The sequence below is a fragment of the Paenarthrobacter sp. NPDC057981 genome, assembly GCF_042886835.1.
Lineage (GTDB): Bacteria > Actinomycetota > Actinomycetes > Actinomycetales > Micrococcaceae > Arthrobacter.
The window spans coordinates 49537-68388 of record NZ_JBHVQI010000017.1; the positions used below are offsets into that span (position 1 = coordinate 49537).

The 18852-nt window shown below is 62.4% G+C and carries 19 protein-coding genes; 15 read left to right on the forward strand and 4 right to left on the reverse strand.

What is annotated here, in order from left to right:
- Positions 1 to 118 precede the first annotated feature (118 nt).
- From ACFVSI_RS15410 to ACFVSI_RS15420, 3 genes are all read left to right on the forward strand, one after another.
- Positions 119 to 646 (forward strand): hypothetical protein, encoded by a 528-nt coding sequence (locus tag ACFVSI_RS15410; RefSeq protein WP_377549607.1) that lies wholly within the window; start codon positions 119 to 121, stop codon positions 644 to 646.
- A gap of 92 nt (positions 647 to 738) precedes the next feature.
- Positions 739 to 1386 carry a hypothetical protein gene (locus tag ACFVSI_RS15415; RefSeq protein WP_387825332.1) on the forward strand — a complete coding sequence of 216 codons (648 nt, stop codon included), beginning with the start codon at positions 739 to 741 and terminating at the stop codon, positions 1384 to 1386.
- A gap of 103 nt (positions 1387 to 1489) precedes the next feature.
- Positions 1490 to 2221, forward strand: a complete 732-nt coding sequence (locus tag ACFVSI_RS15420) for a DUF72 domain-containing protein (RefSeq protein WP_387825335.1) — start codon at positions 1490 to 1492, stop codon at positions 2219 to 2221.
- Between the two features lie 11 nt (positions 2222 to 2232).
- On the opposite strand, the gene ACFVSI_RS15425 is transcribed toward ACFVSI_RS15420, so the two are convergent.
- Positions 2233 to 2694, reverse strand: a complete 462-nt coding sequence (locus ACFVSI_RS15425; protein ID WP_387825338.1) for a GatB/YqeY domain-containing protein — start codon at positions 2692 to 2694, stop codon at positions 2233 to 2235.
- Between the two features lie 141 nt (positions 2695 to 2835).
- Between ACFVSI_RS15425 and ACFVSI_RS15430 the strand changes: the two genes are divergently transcribed.
- Positions 2836 to 3120 carry a DUF3040 domain-containing protein gene (locus ACFVSI_RS15430; protein WP_387825340.1) on the forward strand — a complete coding sequence of 95 codons (285 nt, stop codon included), beginning with the start codon at positions 2836 to 2838 and terminating at the stop codon, positions 3118 to 3120.
- On the opposite strand, the gene ACFVSI_RS15435 is transcribed toward ACFVSI_RS15430, so the two are convergent.
- Positions 3106 to 4401: an NAD(P)/FAD-dependent oxidoreductase gene (locus tag ACFVSI_RS15435; protein ID WP_387825343.1), complete on the reverse strand. Its 1296-nt coding sequence runs from the start codon at positions 4399 to 4401 to the stop codon at positions 3106 to 3108. The genes ACFVSI_RS15430 and ACFVSI_RS15435 overlap by 15 nt on opposite strands.
- A gap of 127 nt (positions 4402 to 4528) precedes the next feature.
- Here ACFVSI_RS15435 and ACFVSI_RS15440 point away from each other — a divergent pair, with 127 nt between their 5' ends.
- The 3 genes from ACFVSI_RS15440 to ACFVSI_RS15450 are packed head-to-tail and all read left to right on the forward strand — an operon-like array spanning position 4529 to position 6731.
- Positions 4529 to 5314: a histidine phosphatase family protein gene (locus ACFVSI_RS15440; protein WP_387825466.1), complete on the forward strand. Its 786-nt coding sequence runs from the start codon at positions 4529 to 4531 to the stop codon at positions 5312 to 5314.
- Positions 5292 to 6203 (forward strand): NAD(P)H-hydrate dehydratase, encoded by a 912-nt coding sequence (locus ACFVSI_RS15445; RefSeq protein WP_387825346.1) that lies wholly within the window; start codon positions 5292 to 5294, stop codon positions 6201 to 6203. The genes ACFVSI_RS15440 and ACFVSI_RS15445 overlap by 23 nt, the downstream gene beginning before the upstream one ends.
- A gap of 21 nt (positions 6204 to 6224) precedes the next feature.
- Positions 6225 to 6731 carry a hypothetical protein gene (locus ACFVSI_RS15450; protein ID WP_387825349.1) on the forward strand — a complete coding sequence of 169 codons (507 nt, stop codon included), beginning with the start codon at positions 6225 to 6227 and terminating at the stop codon, positions 6729 to 6731.
- Here ACFVSI_RS15450 and ACFVSI_RS15455 read toward each other — a convergent pair.
- Positions 6728 to 8407, reverse strand: coding sequence for a RecQ family ATP-dependent DNA helicase (locus tag ACFVSI_RS15455; protein ID WP_387825352.1), 1680 nt, complete (start codon positions 8405 to 8407; stop codon positions 6728 to 6730). The genes ACFVSI_RS15450 and ACFVSI_RS15455 overlap by 4 nt on opposite strands.
- A gap of 270 nt (positions 8408 to 8677) precedes the next feature.
- Between ACFVSI_RS15455 and ACFVSI_RS15460 the strand changes: the two genes are divergently transcribed.
- Together ACFVSI_RS15460 and ACFVSI_RS15465 are read left to right on the forward strand one after the other, a co-directional pair.
- Positions 8678 to 9286 (forward strand): TasA family protein, encoded by a 609-nt coding sequence (locus tag ACFVSI_RS15460; RefSeq protein ID WP_387825355.1) that lies wholly within the window; start codon positions 8678 to 8680, stop codon positions 9284 to 9286.
- A 207-nt stretch (positions 9287 to 9493) separates the two neighbouring features.
- Positions 9494 to 9961, forward strand: coding sequence for a hypothetical protein (locus ACFVSI_RS15465; RefSeq protein WP_262277508.1), 468 nt, complete (start codon positions 9494 to 9496; stop codon positions 9959 to 9961).
- A gap of 20 nt (positions 9962 to 9981) precedes the next feature.
- On the opposite strand, the gene ACFVSI_RS15470 is transcribed toward ACFVSI_RS15465, so the two are convergent.
- Entirely contained in the window at positions 9982 to 11541 is a 1560-nt protein-coding gene (locus ACFVSI_RS15470; RefSeq protein ID WP_387825358.1) for a glycoside hydrolase family 32 protein, read from the reverse strand.
- 327 nt (positions 11542 to 11868) lie between these two features.
- Here ACFVSI_RS15470 and ACFVSI_RS15475 point away from each other — a divergent pair, with 327 nt between their 5' ends.
- From ACFVSI_RS15475 to ACFVSI_RS15500, 6 genes are all read left to right on the forward strand, one after another.
- Positions 11869 to 13305 carry a GH32 C-terminal domain-containing protein gene (locus ACFVSI_RS15475; protein ID WP_387825361.1) on the forward strand — a complete coding sequence of 479 codons (1437 nt, stop codon included), beginning with the start codon at positions 11869 to 11871 and terminating at the stop codon, positions 13303 to 13305.
- Positions 13306 to 13350: 45 nt separating this feature from the next.
- Positions 13351 to 14688: an ABC transporter substrate-binding protein gene (locus ACFVSI_RS15480; protein ID WP_387825364.1), complete on the forward strand. Its 1338-nt coding sequence runs from the start codon at positions 13351 to 13353 to the stop codon at positions 14686 to 14688.
- 49 nt (positions 14689 to 14737) lie between these two features.
- On the forward strand, positions 14738 to 15619 hold the full coding sequence (locus ACFVSI_RS15485; RefSeq protein ID WP_387825367.1) for a carbohydrate ABC transporter permease: 882 nt from the start codon (positions 14738 to 14740) through the stop codon (positions 15617 to 15619).
- A complete protein-coding gene (locus ACFVSI_RS15490) occupies positions 15616 to 16524 on the forward strand; it encodes a carbohydrate ABC transporter permease (RefSeq protein ID WP_387825369.1) in 909 nt (302 codons plus the stop codon). The genes ACFVSI_RS15485 and ACFVSI_RS15490 overlap by 4 nt, the downstream gene beginning before the upstream one ends.
- A 38-nt stretch (positions 16525 to 16562) precedes the next feature.
- The gene (locus tag ACFVSI_RS15495) at positions 16563 to 17636 is read left to right on the forward strand and encodes a LacI family DNA-binding transcriptional regulator (protein WP_387825372.1); all 1074 of its coding nucleotides are present in this window, start codon (positions 16563 to 16565) and stop codon (positions 17634 to 17636) included.
- Between the two features lie 104 nt (positions 17637 to 17740).
- Positions 17741 to 18634: a glucose 1-dehydrogenase gene (locus tag ACFVSI_RS15500; RefSeq protein ID WP_387825375.1), complete on the forward strand. Its 894-nt coding sequence runs from the start codon at positions 17741 to 17743 to the stop codon at positions 18632 to 18634.
- The last annotated feature ends 218 nt before the right edge of the window (positions 18635 to 18852 follow it).

Genomic DNA, 18852 nt, shown 5'->3' on the forward strand with positions numbered 1-18852 from the left:
GCAAGATTCAGTTGTTGAAAGCCCGCTAATACGGAAAGGGCTAGCCCGGCTTCAAGAACACACGTTTTCCGATATTGGCCTAGGTTCTGGAGCCGAGGAGGTTATAAGCACATCCTTGATGTCTTACGATACGTCGAAGCGGTTCACCGATGTTTGCCGCCGAGGCCAATGGGGAGGCCGCGATTGGGACATTGATTTCCCTGCCGAGCTCCTTGAGTACTGGCTGATGGAAGTAAGGCGAGAACTGTATTCCCCCGGTGTAGGCGCATGGAAGACATTTAGAGTGTTCCTCTTCCCGTCTCAAGAGGGGCGCCTAGAAGCATTTGATCGTGAAATTCTCACACGAGGCATTTTCGGCGATCCAGCCAGTTCCTCTAGCCCAGCGTCTGGACAGGCCGTCAAAGCAGATCTTCTAGCGTTCCCTCGTACATTCAGCAATATTCAGGATTGGATGTGGGATGCTCTCCGTAAGGAAGCCTTGTCACCCCCGGTCTACAACGAGCAACTAAAATCTGTGGACTGGGACAACAAGCGTCTACCCGTCACCGACACCGGCACCGACTTCTCCGTCGAACCGGAAATCATCGACCCCTCCAAAGAACCCGGCGTCTTCGCAAAAATCGGCAAGAAGCTCTTCGGCGGCTAAAAACAACCGGGACCAGACAAGCGTCGGGTTGAGCCCATGCCAACGGAGATCATGCCGACCCTCCCGAATTTGTGCGAAAACCCTAAGGAGTCATGCTGAGCACTGGCAAAATCATTTCTGGTCCAATAGTCCAGGTGGGCCTCAATCGGTTGAGGAGTGAAACTTTCAGAGAAGGCGCCTTGGGCTTCGGCGCCCAAGAGGTGGTGAGCACTTCTGTCGTCCATCAAGCCTGCTCAAGCCGGTCTGAAGACATCCTTCGGAATGGCGTCTGGGGTTACGCAGAAGGGTTTCTCAATTTTTCCGTTCAATCCATGGACTACTGGCTTCGAGATGTACAATGCGAGTCCTACGAGCGGGGAGCCGGAACCTGGACGAGCTGCAAGGTCTACCTCTACCCGGACAGGGGAGGAAAATTGGAGACCTTTGATATCGAGCTTATCGAGCGAGACAACCAAGGCAACCTAACGGATCACCCCGCGGATGCACTGACACTGTTTCAAGACCTCAAAGCCTTCCCGCGCACAGTGGACAACATCCCGCAGTGGATGTGGAGAGTGTTCCGCGCCGAAGGCGTAACCCCACCGGTCTACAACCCGGAACTCGGAACAGTCGATTGGGCCAACAAACGACTCCCCGTCACCGCCACCGGCACCGACTTCTCTGCCGAACCGGAAATCATCGACACCTCCAAAGAACCCGGTGTGTTCGCAAAAATGGGCAAGAAGCTCTTCGGCCGCTGAAGGCCCCCGGTGGGCAGCGCGCGCGGCTCAGAACCCACTCGAAGTACTGGGACGGACTGCGCATGACCTGCCCCCAAAGGAACAACCAGCTACCATCCTCACCATGGGCATCCACATCGGCACATCGGGCTGGAGCTACGACCACTGGGCGAACGTGCTCTATCCCCCGGGCCTGCCCGCCGCCAAACGCCTGCCCCACTACACAGCTCGATTTAACACAGTCGAGCTGAATGCCAGTTTCTACCGTTGGCCCCGCGACACCACCTTCGCAGGTTGGCAGGAAAGGCTGCCGGCGGGATTCGCCATGTCCGTCAAAGCGCCGCGCGGACTGACGCACGCCAAGAAGCTGTACAGCCCCGAGGTATGGGTGGAACGCATCGAGCGTTGCTGGCACGAACTCGGTGACAAAAGGGCCGTCCTGCTGGCGCAGTTGCCGCCTGATTTTGCCCGCGATGATGCCCGGCTCGACTACTTCCTGGCCGCGCTGCCGCACTGGATCCGCGTCGCCGTCGAGTTCCGGCACGACAGCTGGGACCACCCGGATGTGTACGCCCTCCTGGAACGCCACCAGGCCGCCTACTGCATCATGAGCGGCGCCAACCTGCCATGCATCCTCCGCGCCACCGCCCCGTTCGTCTACATCCGCATGCACGGGCCGGACCACCAGCACCTCTACGGCGGCTCCTACTCAGAGGACGATTTGGGGTGGTGGGCGGACAGGATCCGGGAGTGGAGCGGCTCCGGCAAGGATGTTTACGTCTACTTCAACAACGACGGCGGTGGTAACGCCGTGCGCAACGCTGACACTCTGCGGTGGCTGCTTGGGGTCAACTGACCCCGTGGCAGCTATGCCAAGCGGGCGCGAACGATTTCGCTGACGGTCTTGCCATCAAAGCGTCCCGCAACCTTTGCGGTAACAGGCTTCATGACAGCACCGATGGACCGCATGGAGAGTTCCTGGCCTTCAGCTTTCAAGGCATTAATGGCCTCGTCCACGATCGCCTCTACCTCTTCACGGGTGAGCGCTTTGGGAAGGTACGCCTCGATGATCTCGGCCTCTGCGACTTCGGCCGCCGCACGGTCAGCCTCCCCTGCCTCGGTGTAGATCCTTGCCGTGTCGCGCCGCTTCGCGGCTTCCTTCTGCAGCAGCGAGGTGACCTGGGCGTCGTCGAGCTCTACCGGCGTCTTGCCTGACTTTTCGCGGGTGGTGATTTCACCCAAGACGTTGCGAACCGTAGTCAGGGCGACTTTGTTGCCTGCCTTCATGTGGTCGACGACGTCTGCCTTCAAGCGTTCTTTGAGTGTCATGGCTCTCCTCGATCGGGTTTCCTCCTGCCATCTTCCCAGCAGATGCCCGCGGGGGCTCAATATCCCCGATTTGATGCTTGCGGTCTGAATAATAAGCATGCTTAGCTTATTGGAACACTGAGCTTGGAGGAGGAACCCACTATGCCCCTTTCGGAACGCGAGCGCCGGGTTCTGCAACAGCTCGAGCGGGAGCTTTTCATCCAGGATCCCGATTTGGCCCGGCAACTGGAATCAGGCGTCCCAGTGCACGGTCCGGTCCAGCCCCGCGTCCGTGACGTCATGGCAGCCGCTTTAGGAGTCCTCCTGGTCCTGCTGGCAATCCCGTTACACGTGGTCCCGCTTACCCTCGTCGGCGGCTTCCTTGTGGTCTACGCCGTGGTGTCCCACAAGAAGTACAAGAGTCAGTCCCCCTCAAGACTCCTTTGATGGCAGCGCCCCAGGTGGGGCCTCCGAGGGAGGTTCAACCTCCAAGGGGCTGCTGACAACTACCTGCGCAGGGCTGTGCAGGAGATAGCCGTTGAGCCACGAAAACAGTGCCCGGATCTTTTGCTGCAGCCCGGACAACAGCGCCAGGTGGACCAAGAGCCACGACAAGAACGCGAAGACACCCTGCAACTGGATGCGCTTCCGGCCAAGTTCGGCCACGGCAGCGCCGCGACCCACCATTGCCATGTACCCCTTGTCCAGATAGCGGAATGGCTCGCGGGTGCCTCCGTTGAGGTCCGCGAGGATGTTCTTTGCCGCCCACTTTCCGGCCTGCTGCGCGACTGAACCCAGCTGGGGAAGTTTGGCCCTGGTTGAGTCCGTGATGTTGGCGGCATCTCCGATGACATACACACCCTCTGCATCTGGCGCAGTCAGGTCCGGGTTGACGTCGATCCGCCCGCCCCTCCCCTGAGCAAGCCCTGAACCGGCAATGATGTCGCCGGCCTTCAGGCCTCCGGCCCACACCACAATCTGCCCCGGAACGGAGCTTCCGTTAGCCAACGTCACACCATCGCGCCGGACCTCGGTAACACCGACGCCCATGTGAAGTTGAACGCCCACCTTCTGCAGATGCTCGGTGGCGTACTTCTGGGACTTGGACGAGAACATGTTCAGAACGCTGGGAACCATGTCCACCAGATGCACCCGGCAACGGGCGGCAAGCTCGGGTGAAAAGTACTTCTGCACTACGTACTTGACGTTTTCAGCCATGGCTCCGGCGGTTTCAACACCGGTCGGACCGCCGCCAACCACCACCACGTCCACGGACATGTCCGGATTTCCATCGGCCTCATCCAACAGCCGGGTGAGCCCAGCCCCAAGCCTGGTGGCGTCAGTGACGGAATACAGGGGAAAGGCCAGCTCTTCCGCACCCGGGGTATTGAAGAAGTTCGGAACAGCCCCGACCGCAAGGACCAATATTTGGGCCTTGAGGGTCTGCCCGTCCGCGGTGGTAACGGTCCGTTGTGCTGCGTCCACGGATTCCACCCTGGCTGTGAGGACCTTGACCGTCTTGAGGCGACGGAACACCGAGCGCAGTGGCCGTGCAATGGCCGACACCCCTATCTGGGAGGTGGCAACCTGATAGAGAAGGGGCTGGAACTGGTGGTAGTTGTTCGAGTCGATGAGCAAGACGCGTACACCCTTGCGGCCGAGTCCCTTGGCTGCCGCAACGCCCGCGAATCCGCCACCGACCACAATGACCTGGTATGAGTCCTTCATGCGAGCAACATACTTCACTGGCGGTCCAGGCAACAGAGGTTCCCGAACCGCCGTCGGGCGTTTATTCTCTGGACCGGTGGGTACGCAGTGGGTAGTGTTCTGCAATTCGGCAACGCACGCGAAAGGGGTGGCTTGTGTGAACGAGGACGGTCTGACGGACGCCGTGCAGGAGGCCGGTGCCGTGGAATTGTTGCTGGTCCGGCATGGTGAGAGCGAAGGAAACGTGGCCGCCACCGAGGCGCGGTTGGCGGGAGCAGAGATCATCGACGTGCCCGCGAGGGACCCGGACGTAAACCTCTCGGGCACCGGCCAGGACCAAGCCAAGGCTTTGGGGACCGCGCTGGCCCGCATCGCCGAGGACCTGCGACCGGACGCGGTTGTTTCCTCCCCCTACGCCCGCGCCCGGCAGACCGCGGAAATCGCCGTCGAAACTGCAGGGTGGCCCGTGAAGGTACTCACCGACGAGCGACTCCGTGACAGGGAATTGGGCATTCTGGACAGGCTGACGAGCCTCGGCGTGAAGAACCGCTACCCCGATGAATTCGAGCGCCGTGCGTGGCTGGGCAAGCTGTACTACCGGCCGCCCGGAGGTGAGTCCTGGGCGGATGTGGCCCTGCGTCTTCGCTCGGTCCTGGACGAACTCAACACCCTGGGAACGGGCCAACGGGTGATGTTGGTCTGTCACGATGCTGTGATCCTCCTGGTCCGGTACGTGTTGGAGGGCATGTCGGAAGACGAAATCCTGGACCTCGCCGCCACCACATCAGTGCTCAATGCCTCCATCACGCGATACGTACGGCCCACCGGGTCCGGGCCTTGGGAACTGGAGAGTTTCAACGTTGCCGACCACCTGACAGAGCAGGGTGTCACAGTCACCGAACACGCCGGGGATGCCAGTGTCCACCCGCAGTGAACCCACCCTGGTCACTCCATCGCTTCTGCGTGACTGGCCGCTGCCGGCCCCCGGAGACGATAAGTATTCACGTGGAGCGGTCCTTGTCATCGGCGGTGCGCGGGCGACCCCGGGAGCGGCCATTCTTGCAGGGACTGCGGCGCTGCGTGCGGGGGCCGGCAAAATCACGTTGGCCGTTGCCGAATCCGCGGCGGTCCAGGTGGGCGTTGCGCTGCCGGAGTGCGGTTCGATCGGGCTGCCGGAAACGGCTGACGGTTCGCTGACGGGCGAGGGGCTGGACAGGATCTCCACCTATCTGGAACGCGCCGACACCCTGCTGGTCGGCCCTGGATTGGACGACCTCGATCTCGCCGAGACCCTGCTTCGAACGCTGTTGGAACGGGAGGAAGCCGACGGCGGCACGAACGCCGACCGGGGTCCCGCCGTCGTGCTTGACGCCTATGCCTTAGGGGCGCTGGGGAAGGTTGAGGAGCTCCTTGGACCATGGCGTGGCCGCCTGATCCTCACCCCGAACCCGACGGAGGCCGGAATCCTGCTGGGCAAGGATGTCGACGACCTGCCAGCTGCCCTGATGGACATTGCCCGGCGCTTTGACGCCGTGGTCAGCTGCCAAGGTTTCATCGCCGGTCCGGAGCGCACGGAGCCTGAACTTTGGAAGATCACCACCGGTTACGGTGGCCTGGGGACTTCCGGCAGCGGCGACGTCCTGGCGGGCGCGGTTGCCGGACTGAGGGCCCGCGGAACGAGCAATGCCCAGGCCGCCTGTTGGGGCACCCATCTGCATGCGGCCGCCGCGGATCGCCTGGCAAGCAAGCTGGGTCCGCTCGGATTCCTGGCACGCGAGCTGGCCGACGAACTGCCGGCGCTGATGTTGGAACTGAATACCTGAACCTTCGGCTAGGCTCCCTGCATGGGGACAATTGAAAGCAGCACTCAAACAGGGCGGGTCACGGTTAGCTTGCTCGGGCTGGTCGTAATAGCCGTATATTCCGTGGCCGCAGCTCTGCAGATCCTTGTATGGAATCCGCTCGCCGCTGTTCCGGGTGCCTCGCTGGAGGAGATACATGCGGGTCTGGCCCGAGGCAACGAGTCAATTTCAGTGGCGGCGGTTGTAGCGTGGTCAAGCATTGGCACGGTTCTTGCCGGCGTGGTGGTTCTGCTGACTGCAACACGGGTTGTTTCACGGATGAGAATCGTTGTGATCTTGGACCTGCTGATCCTGTCCATGGGCGCGCCCATCTATTTCGTCACATCATTCCCGGCCGGCATGGCCTTGGCTGATGCGTTCTTCATTTCCGGTGGCGACTACGCACCGTGGGGTGGCTTGCTGTGTCTGGTGAGTGCCGCGGCCCTGACGGCAGCACTGTTGGTGACGATCTTTCGGAGGCGCTACGGGGCCGCCACGGCCCGCGCCTAGGCGGGTTTCAGCAGTTCATGTTCGACGACGGCGGTACTGGACAGGGTTTTGTAGCCCTCCTGCTCGAACAGGACAGTCATCACGTCGTCCTCGTGCCGCATCACCAAGCCGGGACCCCATTCCTTGTGGATCACGGTGGACTGCAGGGGGAACAGTTGCTCCGCGCCGGAATCTGCCGGGCTGCCCGCAGCCGGCTCGTCATGGTTCCGGGCGTCATGGTTCCGGGTGTCAGCGCAGGCATCGCAGTTGCCGCATGGATCGGGCAGGTCTTCACCGAAATAACCCAGCAGGAACTGGCGACGGCAACCGTCCGTCTCGGCGTAGGCCCGCATCATGGTGAGCCGGGACTGGTCAACACGTTGCCGCGCTTCGGCCAGTTCCACCGCGCGCTTGACCAGCGTGGCGGGCTTCGCTTTGGAAGCGAGCCGGGTTCCGCGCTTGCCGCTCTTTACTGCACCGGCTTCTTCCAGCTGGTTTACCAGCCCGGTAACGCGCCGCGCCGGGAATCCTGTCAGCTCCGCTATCGCGGGCTTGGGAGCCGGCCCTCCAGCGTTCTTAACAACCTTCAGCACAGCTCTCAGGGCCTCGGGATCCGGTGAGTGGGTGCCGAAGAATTTGCGCAAACCCAGGTCCTCGGCCCGGTAATGAAGGATCGCCGCGGCGGCTTCACCATCACGGCCGGCGCGACCGATTTCCTGATAGTACGAGTCCAGGGACTCCGGAATGTCCGCGTGCACCACGAACCTCACGTTGGCCTTGTCGATGCCCATGCCGAAGGCCGTCGTGGCCACCACGACATCCAGTTGGTCCTCCAGGAACCTCTCGTGGATGTCCTCGCGGTCAGCATCCGCGCGCCCCGCATGGTAGGCCTCCGCCCGCAGACCCTGCTCCGCCAGCTTGGCAGCGTAGCTCTCCGTGTCTTTCCGCGTGGCGGCGTAGAGCAGGCCCAGCCCTTCCGAGCCGGCCAGCTCCACCACGTGTTCCACCACGGCTTTGCGCTTGGCTTTGTCCTCCTGGTGGCGCACCACATCAAGGCTGATGTTGGGACGGTCGAAACCCCGGACCAAGATCAAGGGGTCGCGCATGCCAAGCCGCTCCACGATCTCGTCACGAACCGGTGGCGACGCCGTGGCAGTCAGGGCGATCACCGGCGGATTCCCCAAGCGCTCCCGGACGTTGCCCAGCTCAAGATAGTCCGGCCGGAAATCATGACCCCAGGCCGAAACACAGTGGGCCTCATCCACCACGAACATGGTGACGTCCAGCCTGGCGATCCGCTCGACGGTTTCCTGCTTGGCCAGTTGCTCCGGGGCGAGGAAGAGGAACACTGCTTGGCCCGACTCCGCTGCCTGCCAGGCCGCCTCAACTTCCGCATCGGTGCGCGAAGAGTTAATGGCGACGGCAGCCCCGTCGCCAAGGTCCTCTGCGAGCCCCTCCAGTTGGTCTTCCTGCAGGGCGATGAGGGGTGAAACCACGACGGCGGGACGTTTCGTTTGTTGGTGAAGGTACAGGGCCGCGACTTGGTAGGTAGCGGATTTTCCGTACCCTGTAGGCATGACTGCCAGAACGTCGCGGCCCTCGGCCAGGGCGCTCATCCCGGCGAGTTGGCCGTCGCGCAACTCCGGAAGCGAAAAGGAGGACGCCGCGAGGGCAGTCAGGTCAAGGTCAGCTGACATGTAAGAGATGGCTCCGCTTGGTGGTTCCTGCGGCCACCTGCATCAGCCGAGATCTCCAGCCTAGCGCGAGCCGGAGGGAAGCGTCTTTTCGCCGGATGGGAGCTGTGGATAACCATTGCGGTTTTCTTGAGGGTTTCCTGAGGAAGTGTTGCGGGTTTGCAGGATTTGTTCTTGATCCGGGCCCGGCAAAGTAATTCCTGTCAGCCACACAGGCTGGAACAACAGGCCGGCCGGTCTCACGGTGGCCACAGGAAAGGAACACTGATCCCCATGGCCATCAGCCTCAAAACCACTTCCGGCAAAATCCTCGCCTCCGTCGCACTGGTCGGCACCGCAGCCGCCGTCGCCGGCATGGGAACCTACGGCGCGTTCACCTCCTCGACCTCCGCCTCCCAAGCCGTCACCGCAGGCACCGTCACCATCGCCCTGGGCGCCCCCGGCCCCGCCAACACCCTCAACGTCCCCATCGCAGGGCTCCTCCCCGGGGACAAAGTCGAAAAACTCGTCACCCTGGCCAACACCGGCAACTCCGACCTGAACAACGTCACCCTCACCACCAGCGCCGGAGCCACCGGATCCCTGCTCACCACCGACACCACCAACGGCCTGCAACTGACCATCGAAAACTGCAGTGTTGCCTGGACCGGTGCGGCAGCGCCCTACACCTGCGGCGGAACCAAAACCACCGTCCTGGCCTCGGCGCCGGTCATCGCAGCGAACAAGGTCCTCAACAACCTCACCTCCCTGACCTCGACCAAGACCGACAACCTCAAAGTCACCACCGCGTTCCCCACCACCGCGGACAACACCTTCCAAGGCGCCACCTCCACCATCGCCTTCGCCTTCACCGGCACCCAACGCACCGAAACCACCAAATAACCACCAAGCCCCAGACCCCGGAAACCGGCCCGCTTGCCCTTCGGGCCGGTTTCCGGCCATTGTCGTGGGTCGTTCCTGGGCCGGGCACCACACGGTTCCTGGACTCTTGAGCGGACCTTGAGGCTACGAAGGATTCTTTCCTGAGGTCCGCTTGGGAGACTTGGAACAACGCAATCCACACCATCGAAACGAAAGTGACGACGAATCATGCACGTCAAGCCCATCCTCTGGCGGGTACCGGCCACCTTTGTGGCCCTCCTGCTCGTGCTGATGGGCTTTTCGATTTCGCCGGCGCACGCCAGATTCAACGACACCGAAAGTGCCGGCATGCCAGTGGCCGCGGCCAAGATCCAGGCGCCCGCAGCCAACACTGTTACCGTGACCAAGAGCTGCGACTCTTTCCTGTGGTTTGGCCAGGCCAAGATCAGCGTCGGCAGCTACACGGCGATTACGTACGCCAACTACTACGAACTCAAGGTCATTGACCCCGATGGCGTGGTGCAGTTCACCGGTGACCTGAGTAAGACGGCCGGCCGGTCCTACAGTTCGGGTGTCCAGAATGCTGCGAGCCTGAGTGGAACGTGGACCTACCAGATCCGTGGTTACTACAAAGTTCCCAACTCCACCAACAGCTGGGCTGGCCTGCCCCTTACCGGCACACTGAACTGCCCCTGAGTGCCGCCGCAGCCGACGCTTCAGATGGGGTTGCCGAACTCCCGGATGGTTATCCCCGTAAAGTTCGCTGGACCGCCGTCGGAATAGAGGGAGATACCCGTATCGCCGTCCGTAAAGTGGACCTGCTGCGAAAGTACTGTGTGCCCCGCATTGACGAACACTTCCACGCTCTGCTTGTCCACGAAGATCCGCAGGTGCACTGAACGGGCACTGGCGTCGATCGGCGCGGCAGCCCGCGTGTAAGGAACCAAGGAGTACCCGTTCAGGTCCGAGGGGCTCCGATCGACGTACACCTCGTTGCCGTACTTACCGATGTTTGTGTGCCGCGCTCCATCTGCGGAGCGCCCTACGGATACTCCAACGTTCGCCGCGGTATCCCAGGCAATATCGAGTTCAAGCTCGTAGGCACGGCCGGTCCATGGCAGGACGTAACTGCCGTTCACGGCCTGGCTGGGAACGGTGGTTGTTGCGGTGACGTATCCGCTGAGCGCGCTGACCGGCGTGCTCAGCAGGGAGTACCAGCCGCCACCCTGCTTCTCCAGGCGAAGCTCCCGCGTGATGGAGTTCTGGCCGTTGTAGCCATCCGTGGCATCGGTCGGGACGTCGCGGGCGGCATACTTCCAGTTGTTCATCCATGCCGTCGCCAGCCGCTTGGTGTCCGGGGCATCCACCGACGGCCAGGTCACCGCGGCGTACCAGTCCCAGCCCCAGTCGAGCCACTGAGGGGTAAGGTTGTCCGCCACGAACGACGTGCCGTTCCACGTTCCCATCCAGTACGCGTAGGTCATGGGCAGCCCAATGCTGTACGCGTCCATGCTCGCTGCGAAAACCCAGTGCCGGGTGCCGTCCCCTGCCGTCATTTCGAACAGGTCGGGACACTCGATACCTCCAAGCGCGTGGTTGGGGTAGTCAAAGTTGGATTTCCACTGCCAGTTCTTGAGGTTCGGTGAGGTATAGAACGCGGCGTACCTTGCGCGTCCGATCACGCACACCCATTCACCGCGTACCGCATCCCAATGAATCTTCGGGTCACGGAACCACTCGGCGTTGTCTATCTCGGCCTGGGTAGTTGCCGTCCGGCCGTCCGTATTGACGATCACCGGGTCCGCGAGCGCAGTGAAGGTGTAGCCGCCGTCCGTGGACCAGTACAGGTACTGCTCCTGGTACTTGCGGATGCCTCCCGTCGGCTTGGTAGCCAGTACGACGACGGCCCCGGCACCAAAGCCGGCGGTGTTGGCGTTGTCCACCACCCCTGACCCGGACCATACGGGGAAGTTCGGTTGGAGCGGCAGGACGGCACCGTGGTGGGCGAACGACACCCCGTCGGTTGTGGTCGCGTGGTCCCAACCGCCTTGGCCGTTGTTGATGCTGGAGTGCAGGTAGTAGAGCTGGTAGGCCCCGTTCGTGTACACCGGTCGCTGGGGGTCGCAGAGCCATCCCGATGGCGGGGTCATGTGATAGACCGCCCGCTGGGACGCGGAGGCCCTGGCTGGATCGGCGGCCGCTCCACCCATCAGGAGCGCCAGGGCACCCGCTCCAGTTCCTTGCAGGATGGTTCGTCGTGAAAATTCGGGCGTCATGAAGTGGGTTCCTCTCAAGCATTCATTGGTTGAGAACGCGATGGCGGCGCGGACACAACTGCGCATCCGGGCACGCCAAAGTGCGCCATCAAAGGGGCTGGATTACTTCGTCCGGAAGGCTTTCCCGGTGTGTCCGCTCGGCGTCGAGGGGACATGGGTGTGCCGTCGGTAGCAAGGACGTTAGCGGCTTGGGGTTTCGTTGGTCAAGCGTTTTAGCGAGGAAAGTTCCTGTCGAAAATTAAGTTTGCTAAAACGCTTGATCAGCCAGCGCGACCTGCGCTACCTTCATGGTGATCAAACGCTTTAGCAGAATGGACATCAGCGCAGATGAAACGCCCAGTCTTCTTCCAACCCGCCAACGGCTGGGTCGGAGACCTTATCCCCTTCGAGAAAGACGGGGAGTTCTGGCTCTTCTACCTCCACGAAGTACGCTCGGACCCCAAACCCGGCACCTCCTGGAACCTCATCACCACCAAGGACCTCACGCAGTTCGAGGATCACGGAGTCGCCCTCCCCCACGGAACCACCGCCGAACTGGACTTCAACGCCTACACGGGCAGCGTCGTCGTCGATGAATCCGGTGTCCACCACCTGTTCTACACCGGCCAGAACCCCCGCAACCTCGGCCCCGATGGCCTCCCCCTCCAACTGGTCATGCACGCCACCAGCACTGACGGCATGCAGAGCTGGACCAAGCACCCGGAACTGACATTCGGCGCTCCGGAAGGCTACGAGTCCGGAGACTGGCGGGATCCGTTCGTCTTCCGCGACGAGGCCAAAGGCCAGTGGCGGATGCTGCTCGCAGCCCGGCATTCAACCGGCCCGGAACGGCGCCGCGGCGTGATCGCCCAGTGCCTCTCCACGGACCTGATGACGTGGGAGCACGCCGAGCCCTTCTGGGATCCACGCCGATACATCACCCATGAATGCCCGGACGTGTTCCAGTGGGGCGACTGGTGGTACATGGTGTACTCCGAGTTCTCCGAGTCCTTCACCACCAGGTACAGGATGGCGAAGAGCCCCGACGGCCCGTGGACAGTGCCGGCCCTGGACAGCATCGATGGCAGGGCCTTCTATGCATCCAAAACCGCTGAACGCGACGGACGGCGCTTCTTCTTCGGCTGGATCGCCAGCAAAGAAGGAAACAGGGACCAAGGGCCCTGGGAATGGGCCGGCACCATGTCCGTCCTGGAGGCCAGACAGAATCCGGACGGCACCCTCGGCTTCTCCTTCGCGGATGAACTGGTGGAGAGCTTCTGGGAGGACGTGCCGGTGTCCCTGACCTCGGAATTGCCAGCGCGCTTGGACGTGCCGGACAGCTACGCCGCCCTGGTCTCGCAGGAAGAACTGCCCTCGCAGTTCTACGCAAAAGCGGTGCTGGACATCGCAGCCGACACCACCGAATGCGGGCTGCTCCTGCGATCAAGCGACGACGGCGACCAGTCCTACATCCTGCGCCTGGAGCCCAAGCGGAACCGCCTCGTCTTCGACCGTTGGCCGCGCACCATCACCGGCGACGCCCAGTGGCACGTCTCCGGAGACGTTCCCTTCGACATCGAACTGGAGCGCCCCTGCAGCCTCACCCCCGGCGAGCACACCCTCGAGGTGATCGTCGACGGCGACACGTGCGTCGCCGTCGTCGACCGTCAGGTTGCGCTCAGCGCCAGAATCTACGACCTGACGACGGGACGGATCGGCGTCTTCGCCGGCGAGGGTTCCGTCAGCGTCACCGAACTTGAAATCCGCCAACGCATCGAAAACTAAACACCCCAACCCCACCTCAGATCCAATCAAGGGAGATTGCCCGCAATGAAAAAACTACTCCGCGCTGCCGCCGTCGCTGCCGCAGCCGCACTGGCTCTGACAGCCTGCGGCGGTGGAGGAAGCACCGCCAACCCAGCCAACGTCAGCCCCACCGGCGAGATCAAACCACGCGAAATTTCATGGCTGCTCTCCAGGCCCGCCGACGGTGCGGTCATCAACATCATGAAGAAGCTCGCCGATGACTATGCCAAGGACCACCCGGGCTTCTCGCTGAACCTCATCACCACACCGGACCGCCCGTCCTACATCCAAAAGCTGGAAACACTGGCCGCAGCGAACAAGCTCCCTGAGCTGTTCGACACCGACGCCACACCGTTCGCCCAGCAACTGGCGAAGCAAGGCAAGATGGTGGACGCCGACAAGCTGCTGAAGTCCTTGAACCTCTACGACAATTACCGCCCGGGCGCCCTGGACTACCAACGCTTCGACGACGGCTCGCTGTACATGATTCCGTTCCAGTTCGAGCTCGAATTCATCTGGTACAACAAAGCCCTCCTGGAGAAGGCCGGAGTTTCCGTTCCGAAGTCGCTCGATGACATCCCCGCCATGTGCACGTCCTTGCGGAACGCCGGAATCACCCCGATCGCCATCGACGGACAGGACCAATGGCCGCTGGAACGCTACGTTGCCTACCAACCCTTCCGTGAGGCCGGCCCCGACTTCGTCCAGAAATTGAAGAAGGGCGAAGCATCATTCTCGGACGCTCCCGGCCAGAAGACGGTGCAGTGGATGGCTGCGCTCGGCAAGGCCAACTGCTTCCAGGATGGCTTCTCCTCGCAGGGATACTCGGACGCGCAGAACCAGTTCACGTCCGGCCAGGCCGCCATGTACAACATCGGAACGTGGGAACTGCCGAGCCTTGCCACCGACAAGCTGAACCCGGCCGTCCGGGACAACGTCGACTTCTTCACCCTTCCGACCACGACGGGGTCGGTGACGTCGGCCAATGAGTTCGTCTCGCCGTCGGGCATCGGCATGGCCGTGAACTCCAAGACGTACGACCCCCTGGTGAGCGACTTCCTGAAGTTCGCGCTGGAGAAGTACCCCACCGAGTATGCGGCCACGGGCGCCCTGTCCCCCACCACCAACGTGCAGACCACCATTCCGGCCAACGCCACGCCGCTCTACAAGAAGGCTCTGGAGACTGCGAACGACCTCGGGGACAAGCAGGCCATGCCGTGGGATACGCAATTGGACCCCACCACCAACGGCAGGCTCCAACAAGAGCTGGTGTTGCTGGTCCAGGGCAACATCACGCCCGAACAGTTCACCACCACGATGAACGACGCCATCAAGCAGAACGCGCCCAAGTTCTTCAAGTAAACGTAGCAGCGGGGGGGCCGCAAGGCCCCCCGCCCCGAAAGGCCCTGCCATGCTTCCCAACCGGTCAAGGACGTCCGTCCTGGTCTTCCTGCTCCCGCCACTGCTGCTCTACTGCGCAGCCGTGCTCTTTCCCATCCTGCAGTCGTTGTTCCTCAGCTTCTTCTCCTGGAACGGCATCAGTGACATGGAATTCGTGGGACTCCAGAACTACATCCGCATGCTGACGGCGGACGACATCTTCTGGCGTTCCTTCTTCAATGCCTTGCTCTACCTGGCCATCTGCCTGGTCCTGCAGCTCGGCGGTGCCCTTGTGGTAGCCAGCCTCTTGACCTCCTTGCGCCGCGGCCGGGAGCTCATCAAAACCCTCTATCTGCTGCCCGCGGTGATCTCTACCGTGGCGATTGCCTTCCTCTTCGTCCGGATCTACTCGATCGATCCCGTCGGCCTGCTCAACCAGCTCCTGAACTGGATTGGGCTCGGGTCCCTTGAACGCGCCTGGCTTTCAGATGTCAACACAGTGCTGGCCGCTGTTTCCGCTCCCGAGGGATGGCGGTTCACCGGGCTCTACATGCTCATCATCTACGCCGCACTCATCGCGGTCCCCAAGGAACTGGAAGAAGCCGCCGTCCTGGACGGCGCGTCGAAGTGGACCCTCTTCACCAAGATCCGTTTCCCCTACATCCGTCCCGTCTGGATCACCACCACCATCATGGCCACCACCTACGGCCTGCGCGGATTCGACATCCCGTACCTCATGACCAACGGCGGCCCCGGACAATCCTCCGAGCTGCTCACCACCTACATGTACAAGACGGCATTCACCAGCACGGACTTCGGGTACGCAAGCACTATCTCCGTGTTCATCGTGATCGAGTGCCTCGTCGCCGTCGGCCTCATTCTTTTCTTGCTCAAGCGGAAGGCAGACTCATGATCGCCCAGACAGCCCCGGCCACCCACACTCCGACGGTCCCGCCGTCGTCGCGGCCCGTGGCAAAGCGGCGACGCCGCAAGCCGAGCCTGTACCGGACGCTTTCACGGGTCCTGATCTTGCTCATCGTGATCGTCCAGGTGTACCCGCTGGCCTGGCTGTTCCTCACCAGCCTGCGTACCGAACACGACTTCGCCACCGGAGACCCCTTTGCCCTGCCAAGTTCGCTCACGTGGGAGAACTACGCCCGGGCCTTTGAAACCGGCGACCTTGGCCGGAACATCCTGAACAGCTTCATTGTGACCATGGGCGCCAACCTGCTGATCGTCCTGTTCGGAATGATGGCTGCCTACGCCCTCCAGGTCCTTGGCTTCCGTTTCAGCAGGTTTGTGCGCGGTTTGTTCATGGTGGGCATCATCGTTCCCGTCCAGATCGCCCTGGTCCCCCTGTTCATCGACTACTCCACCGTGAACCTCCTGGACACCTACCAGTCCATGATCATTCCGTTGGCCGGGTTTGCCCTGCCTATGTCCATCTACCTGTTCTCGTCCTTCTTTGAGTACATCCCCCGCGAAACCTACGAGGCCGCTTCCCTGGACGGTGCCGGGCCTTACCGGATCTTCGGGCTGATTACCCTGCCACTGTCCCTGAACACCGTGGTCACCGTGGTCCTGGTCAACAGCATCTTCATCTGGAACGACTTCATTTTCGCCAACACCTTTGTCCTCTCCGAAGAGCTCAAGACCATCCCCCTGGGCCTGCAGAACTACATCGGGGCCATGGGCAAGGTGGACTGGACGGCCACGTTCGCTGCAGTCTGCGTCACCATCACGCCGTTGCTGCTGGTTTTCCTGGTGCTGAACAAGGCCATGATCCAGGGCCTCGAGAGTGGGGCGACAAAGGGATGACCGTCACGGCAGGTGGATATACTCCTGATGGAGGACAGATGATTTCGCAGGAGAAAAATTCAGGCAGCGCGGCCGATGTTCCACTCACCACCGACCGCGTCCATCCGGTCACCCTCCGCGAAGTTGCTGAAGCAGCCGGTGTTTCAACGGCCACGGTCTCCTTGGTGATCAACAAAAAGAAGAATGCCCGCATCGCGGATGAGACACGGCGGCGCGTCCAGGAGGCCATCCGGCGACTGGGTTACCGGCCCAATGCCATGGCCAAGAACCTGGTCAGCGGAACCTCCAAATTCATCGGGCTCGTAGCGGACGGTGTCGCTACCACCCCGTTCGCCGGCCAGATCATCCATGGCGCTCAGGACGAAGCGTGGAAGCACGGCTATGCCCTGTTGATCGCCAACACCGAGGGCAACGTGGACCTGGAAAAAGACGCCATCGCCATGATGCTGGAATACAAGGTCCGCGGCATCCTGTACTCCACCTGGTTCCATCGCGCCACGGAGGTGCCGGAAACGCTGCGGGAGTCGGACTTTGTGCTGGTCAACTGCTTTTCGCCCGATTCATTGACCTCCCGCGCGGTAGTGCCGGATGAAGCGCAGGGCGGGAAGTCGGCTACTGAAATCCTGCTCCGCGGCGGGCATCGTCGCGTTGCCTTCATCAACACCACCACTCCTGCGCCGGCCAAGGATGGACGGCTTCAGGGCTACATGGATGCTCTGGCGGCTGAAGGAATTGCGTTTGATCCCGGGCTGGTGCTGGAGGCCTACCCGGACCAGGAAGGTGGCTACGGCGCTACGGAGGAGCTGCTCAAGCTCAACGTTTCCGCCGTGTACTGCTACAACGACCGCATGGCCATGGGCCTCTACGACGGTCTCCGGGAGCACGGGCTCGCCATCCCCGACGACATTGCCGTGGTGGGCTTCGATAACCAGGAGGTCATCGCCGCCCACCTTCGGCCTCCGCTGTCCACGGTGTCCCTCCCCCACTACGAACTTGGCGCGGCAGGGGTCCGCCTTTTGCTGGGGCTGGACCAGGCAAGCGGTGATGGTCCGGTGAAAATCGAGTGCCCAGCCGTTGAGCGGGCCTCGGTGGCGGTGCACTCGGCTGCTTGATACCGGGCCCGCCGGGTTTGGCAGAGACGCCTTCACCTGTCTAGGCTGGAAATCGTAAGCTTACTTAGCTTTGTGTTCCACGCCTAAGCAACCGGAGGACCACCATGACTGACCAGTACACCTTCCGCAACCCGGTCACTGCCTACGAGCAGATCTCCCCGCCAAAGCAACACCAGCCCGAACCGGGCCTCGACGCCGAACTCACACCCAAGGCGGACCTCGGAGAGGAAAGCTACCGCGGCACCGGGCGGCTCGAGGGCCGCAAGGCTATCGTCACGGGCGCGGACTCAGGAATCGGCGCAGCCACCGCCATCGCCTTCGCACGCGAGGGGGCCGACGTCGTGCTTTCCTACCTTCCGGAAGAAGAAGAGGACGCAGCGCGGATCGCGGGACTTATCGAGGCCGCAGGCCGCAAGGCCGTGAAGGTCCCGGGCGACCTCAAGGACTCCTCAACCTGCCAGGAAGTGGTGGACACCGCCGTCGCGGTTCTGGGCGGCATCGACATCCTGGTCAACAACGCCGGCAAGCAGGTGGCCCAGGAAAACCTGGCCGATATTACCGACGAGCAGTTCGACCACACGCAGAAAACCAACGTGTACGCGATGTTCTGGTTGACGAAAGCGGCGCTCCCCCACATGCCCGCCGGCTCCACGATCATCAACACGACGTCCATCCAGGCGTACAACCCGTCGCCCACCCTGGTGGATTACGCCACCACCAAGGCCAGCATCAACAACTTCACCAAGGGCCTTGCCCAGCAGCTCGCACCCAAGGGCATCCGCGTCAACGCCGTGGCGCCGGGCCCCATCTGGACCCCGCTGCAGGTCAGCAGCGGCCAACCCAAGGAGGAGCTGCCCGAGTTCGGCCAGTCCACTCCCTTGGGCCGCGCCGGTCAACCGGCAGAACTGGCACCCGCCTATGTCTTCCTGGCCTCTCCGGAGTCCAGTTACATCGTGGGAGAGACGCTGAACGTCAACGGCGGCAGCCCCACGCCGTAACGCGACACAGCAGAAGTACGACGGCGACGCCTCCACGCGCGGGGGCGTCGCCGTCGTCGTACCGCCCTCGCGTCAGGGCCGGACAGCACTTCAGGGAAATGAGTCCGGCCCTGCGCCGCGGATCCCTTGGGCAGCACCGGCCGACGAGGGGGGTCATGGGCCGTTGCAAGGATCCGCTGGATTCAGTAAAGGCGCGCCGGCGGGCAAAGACACGAGTA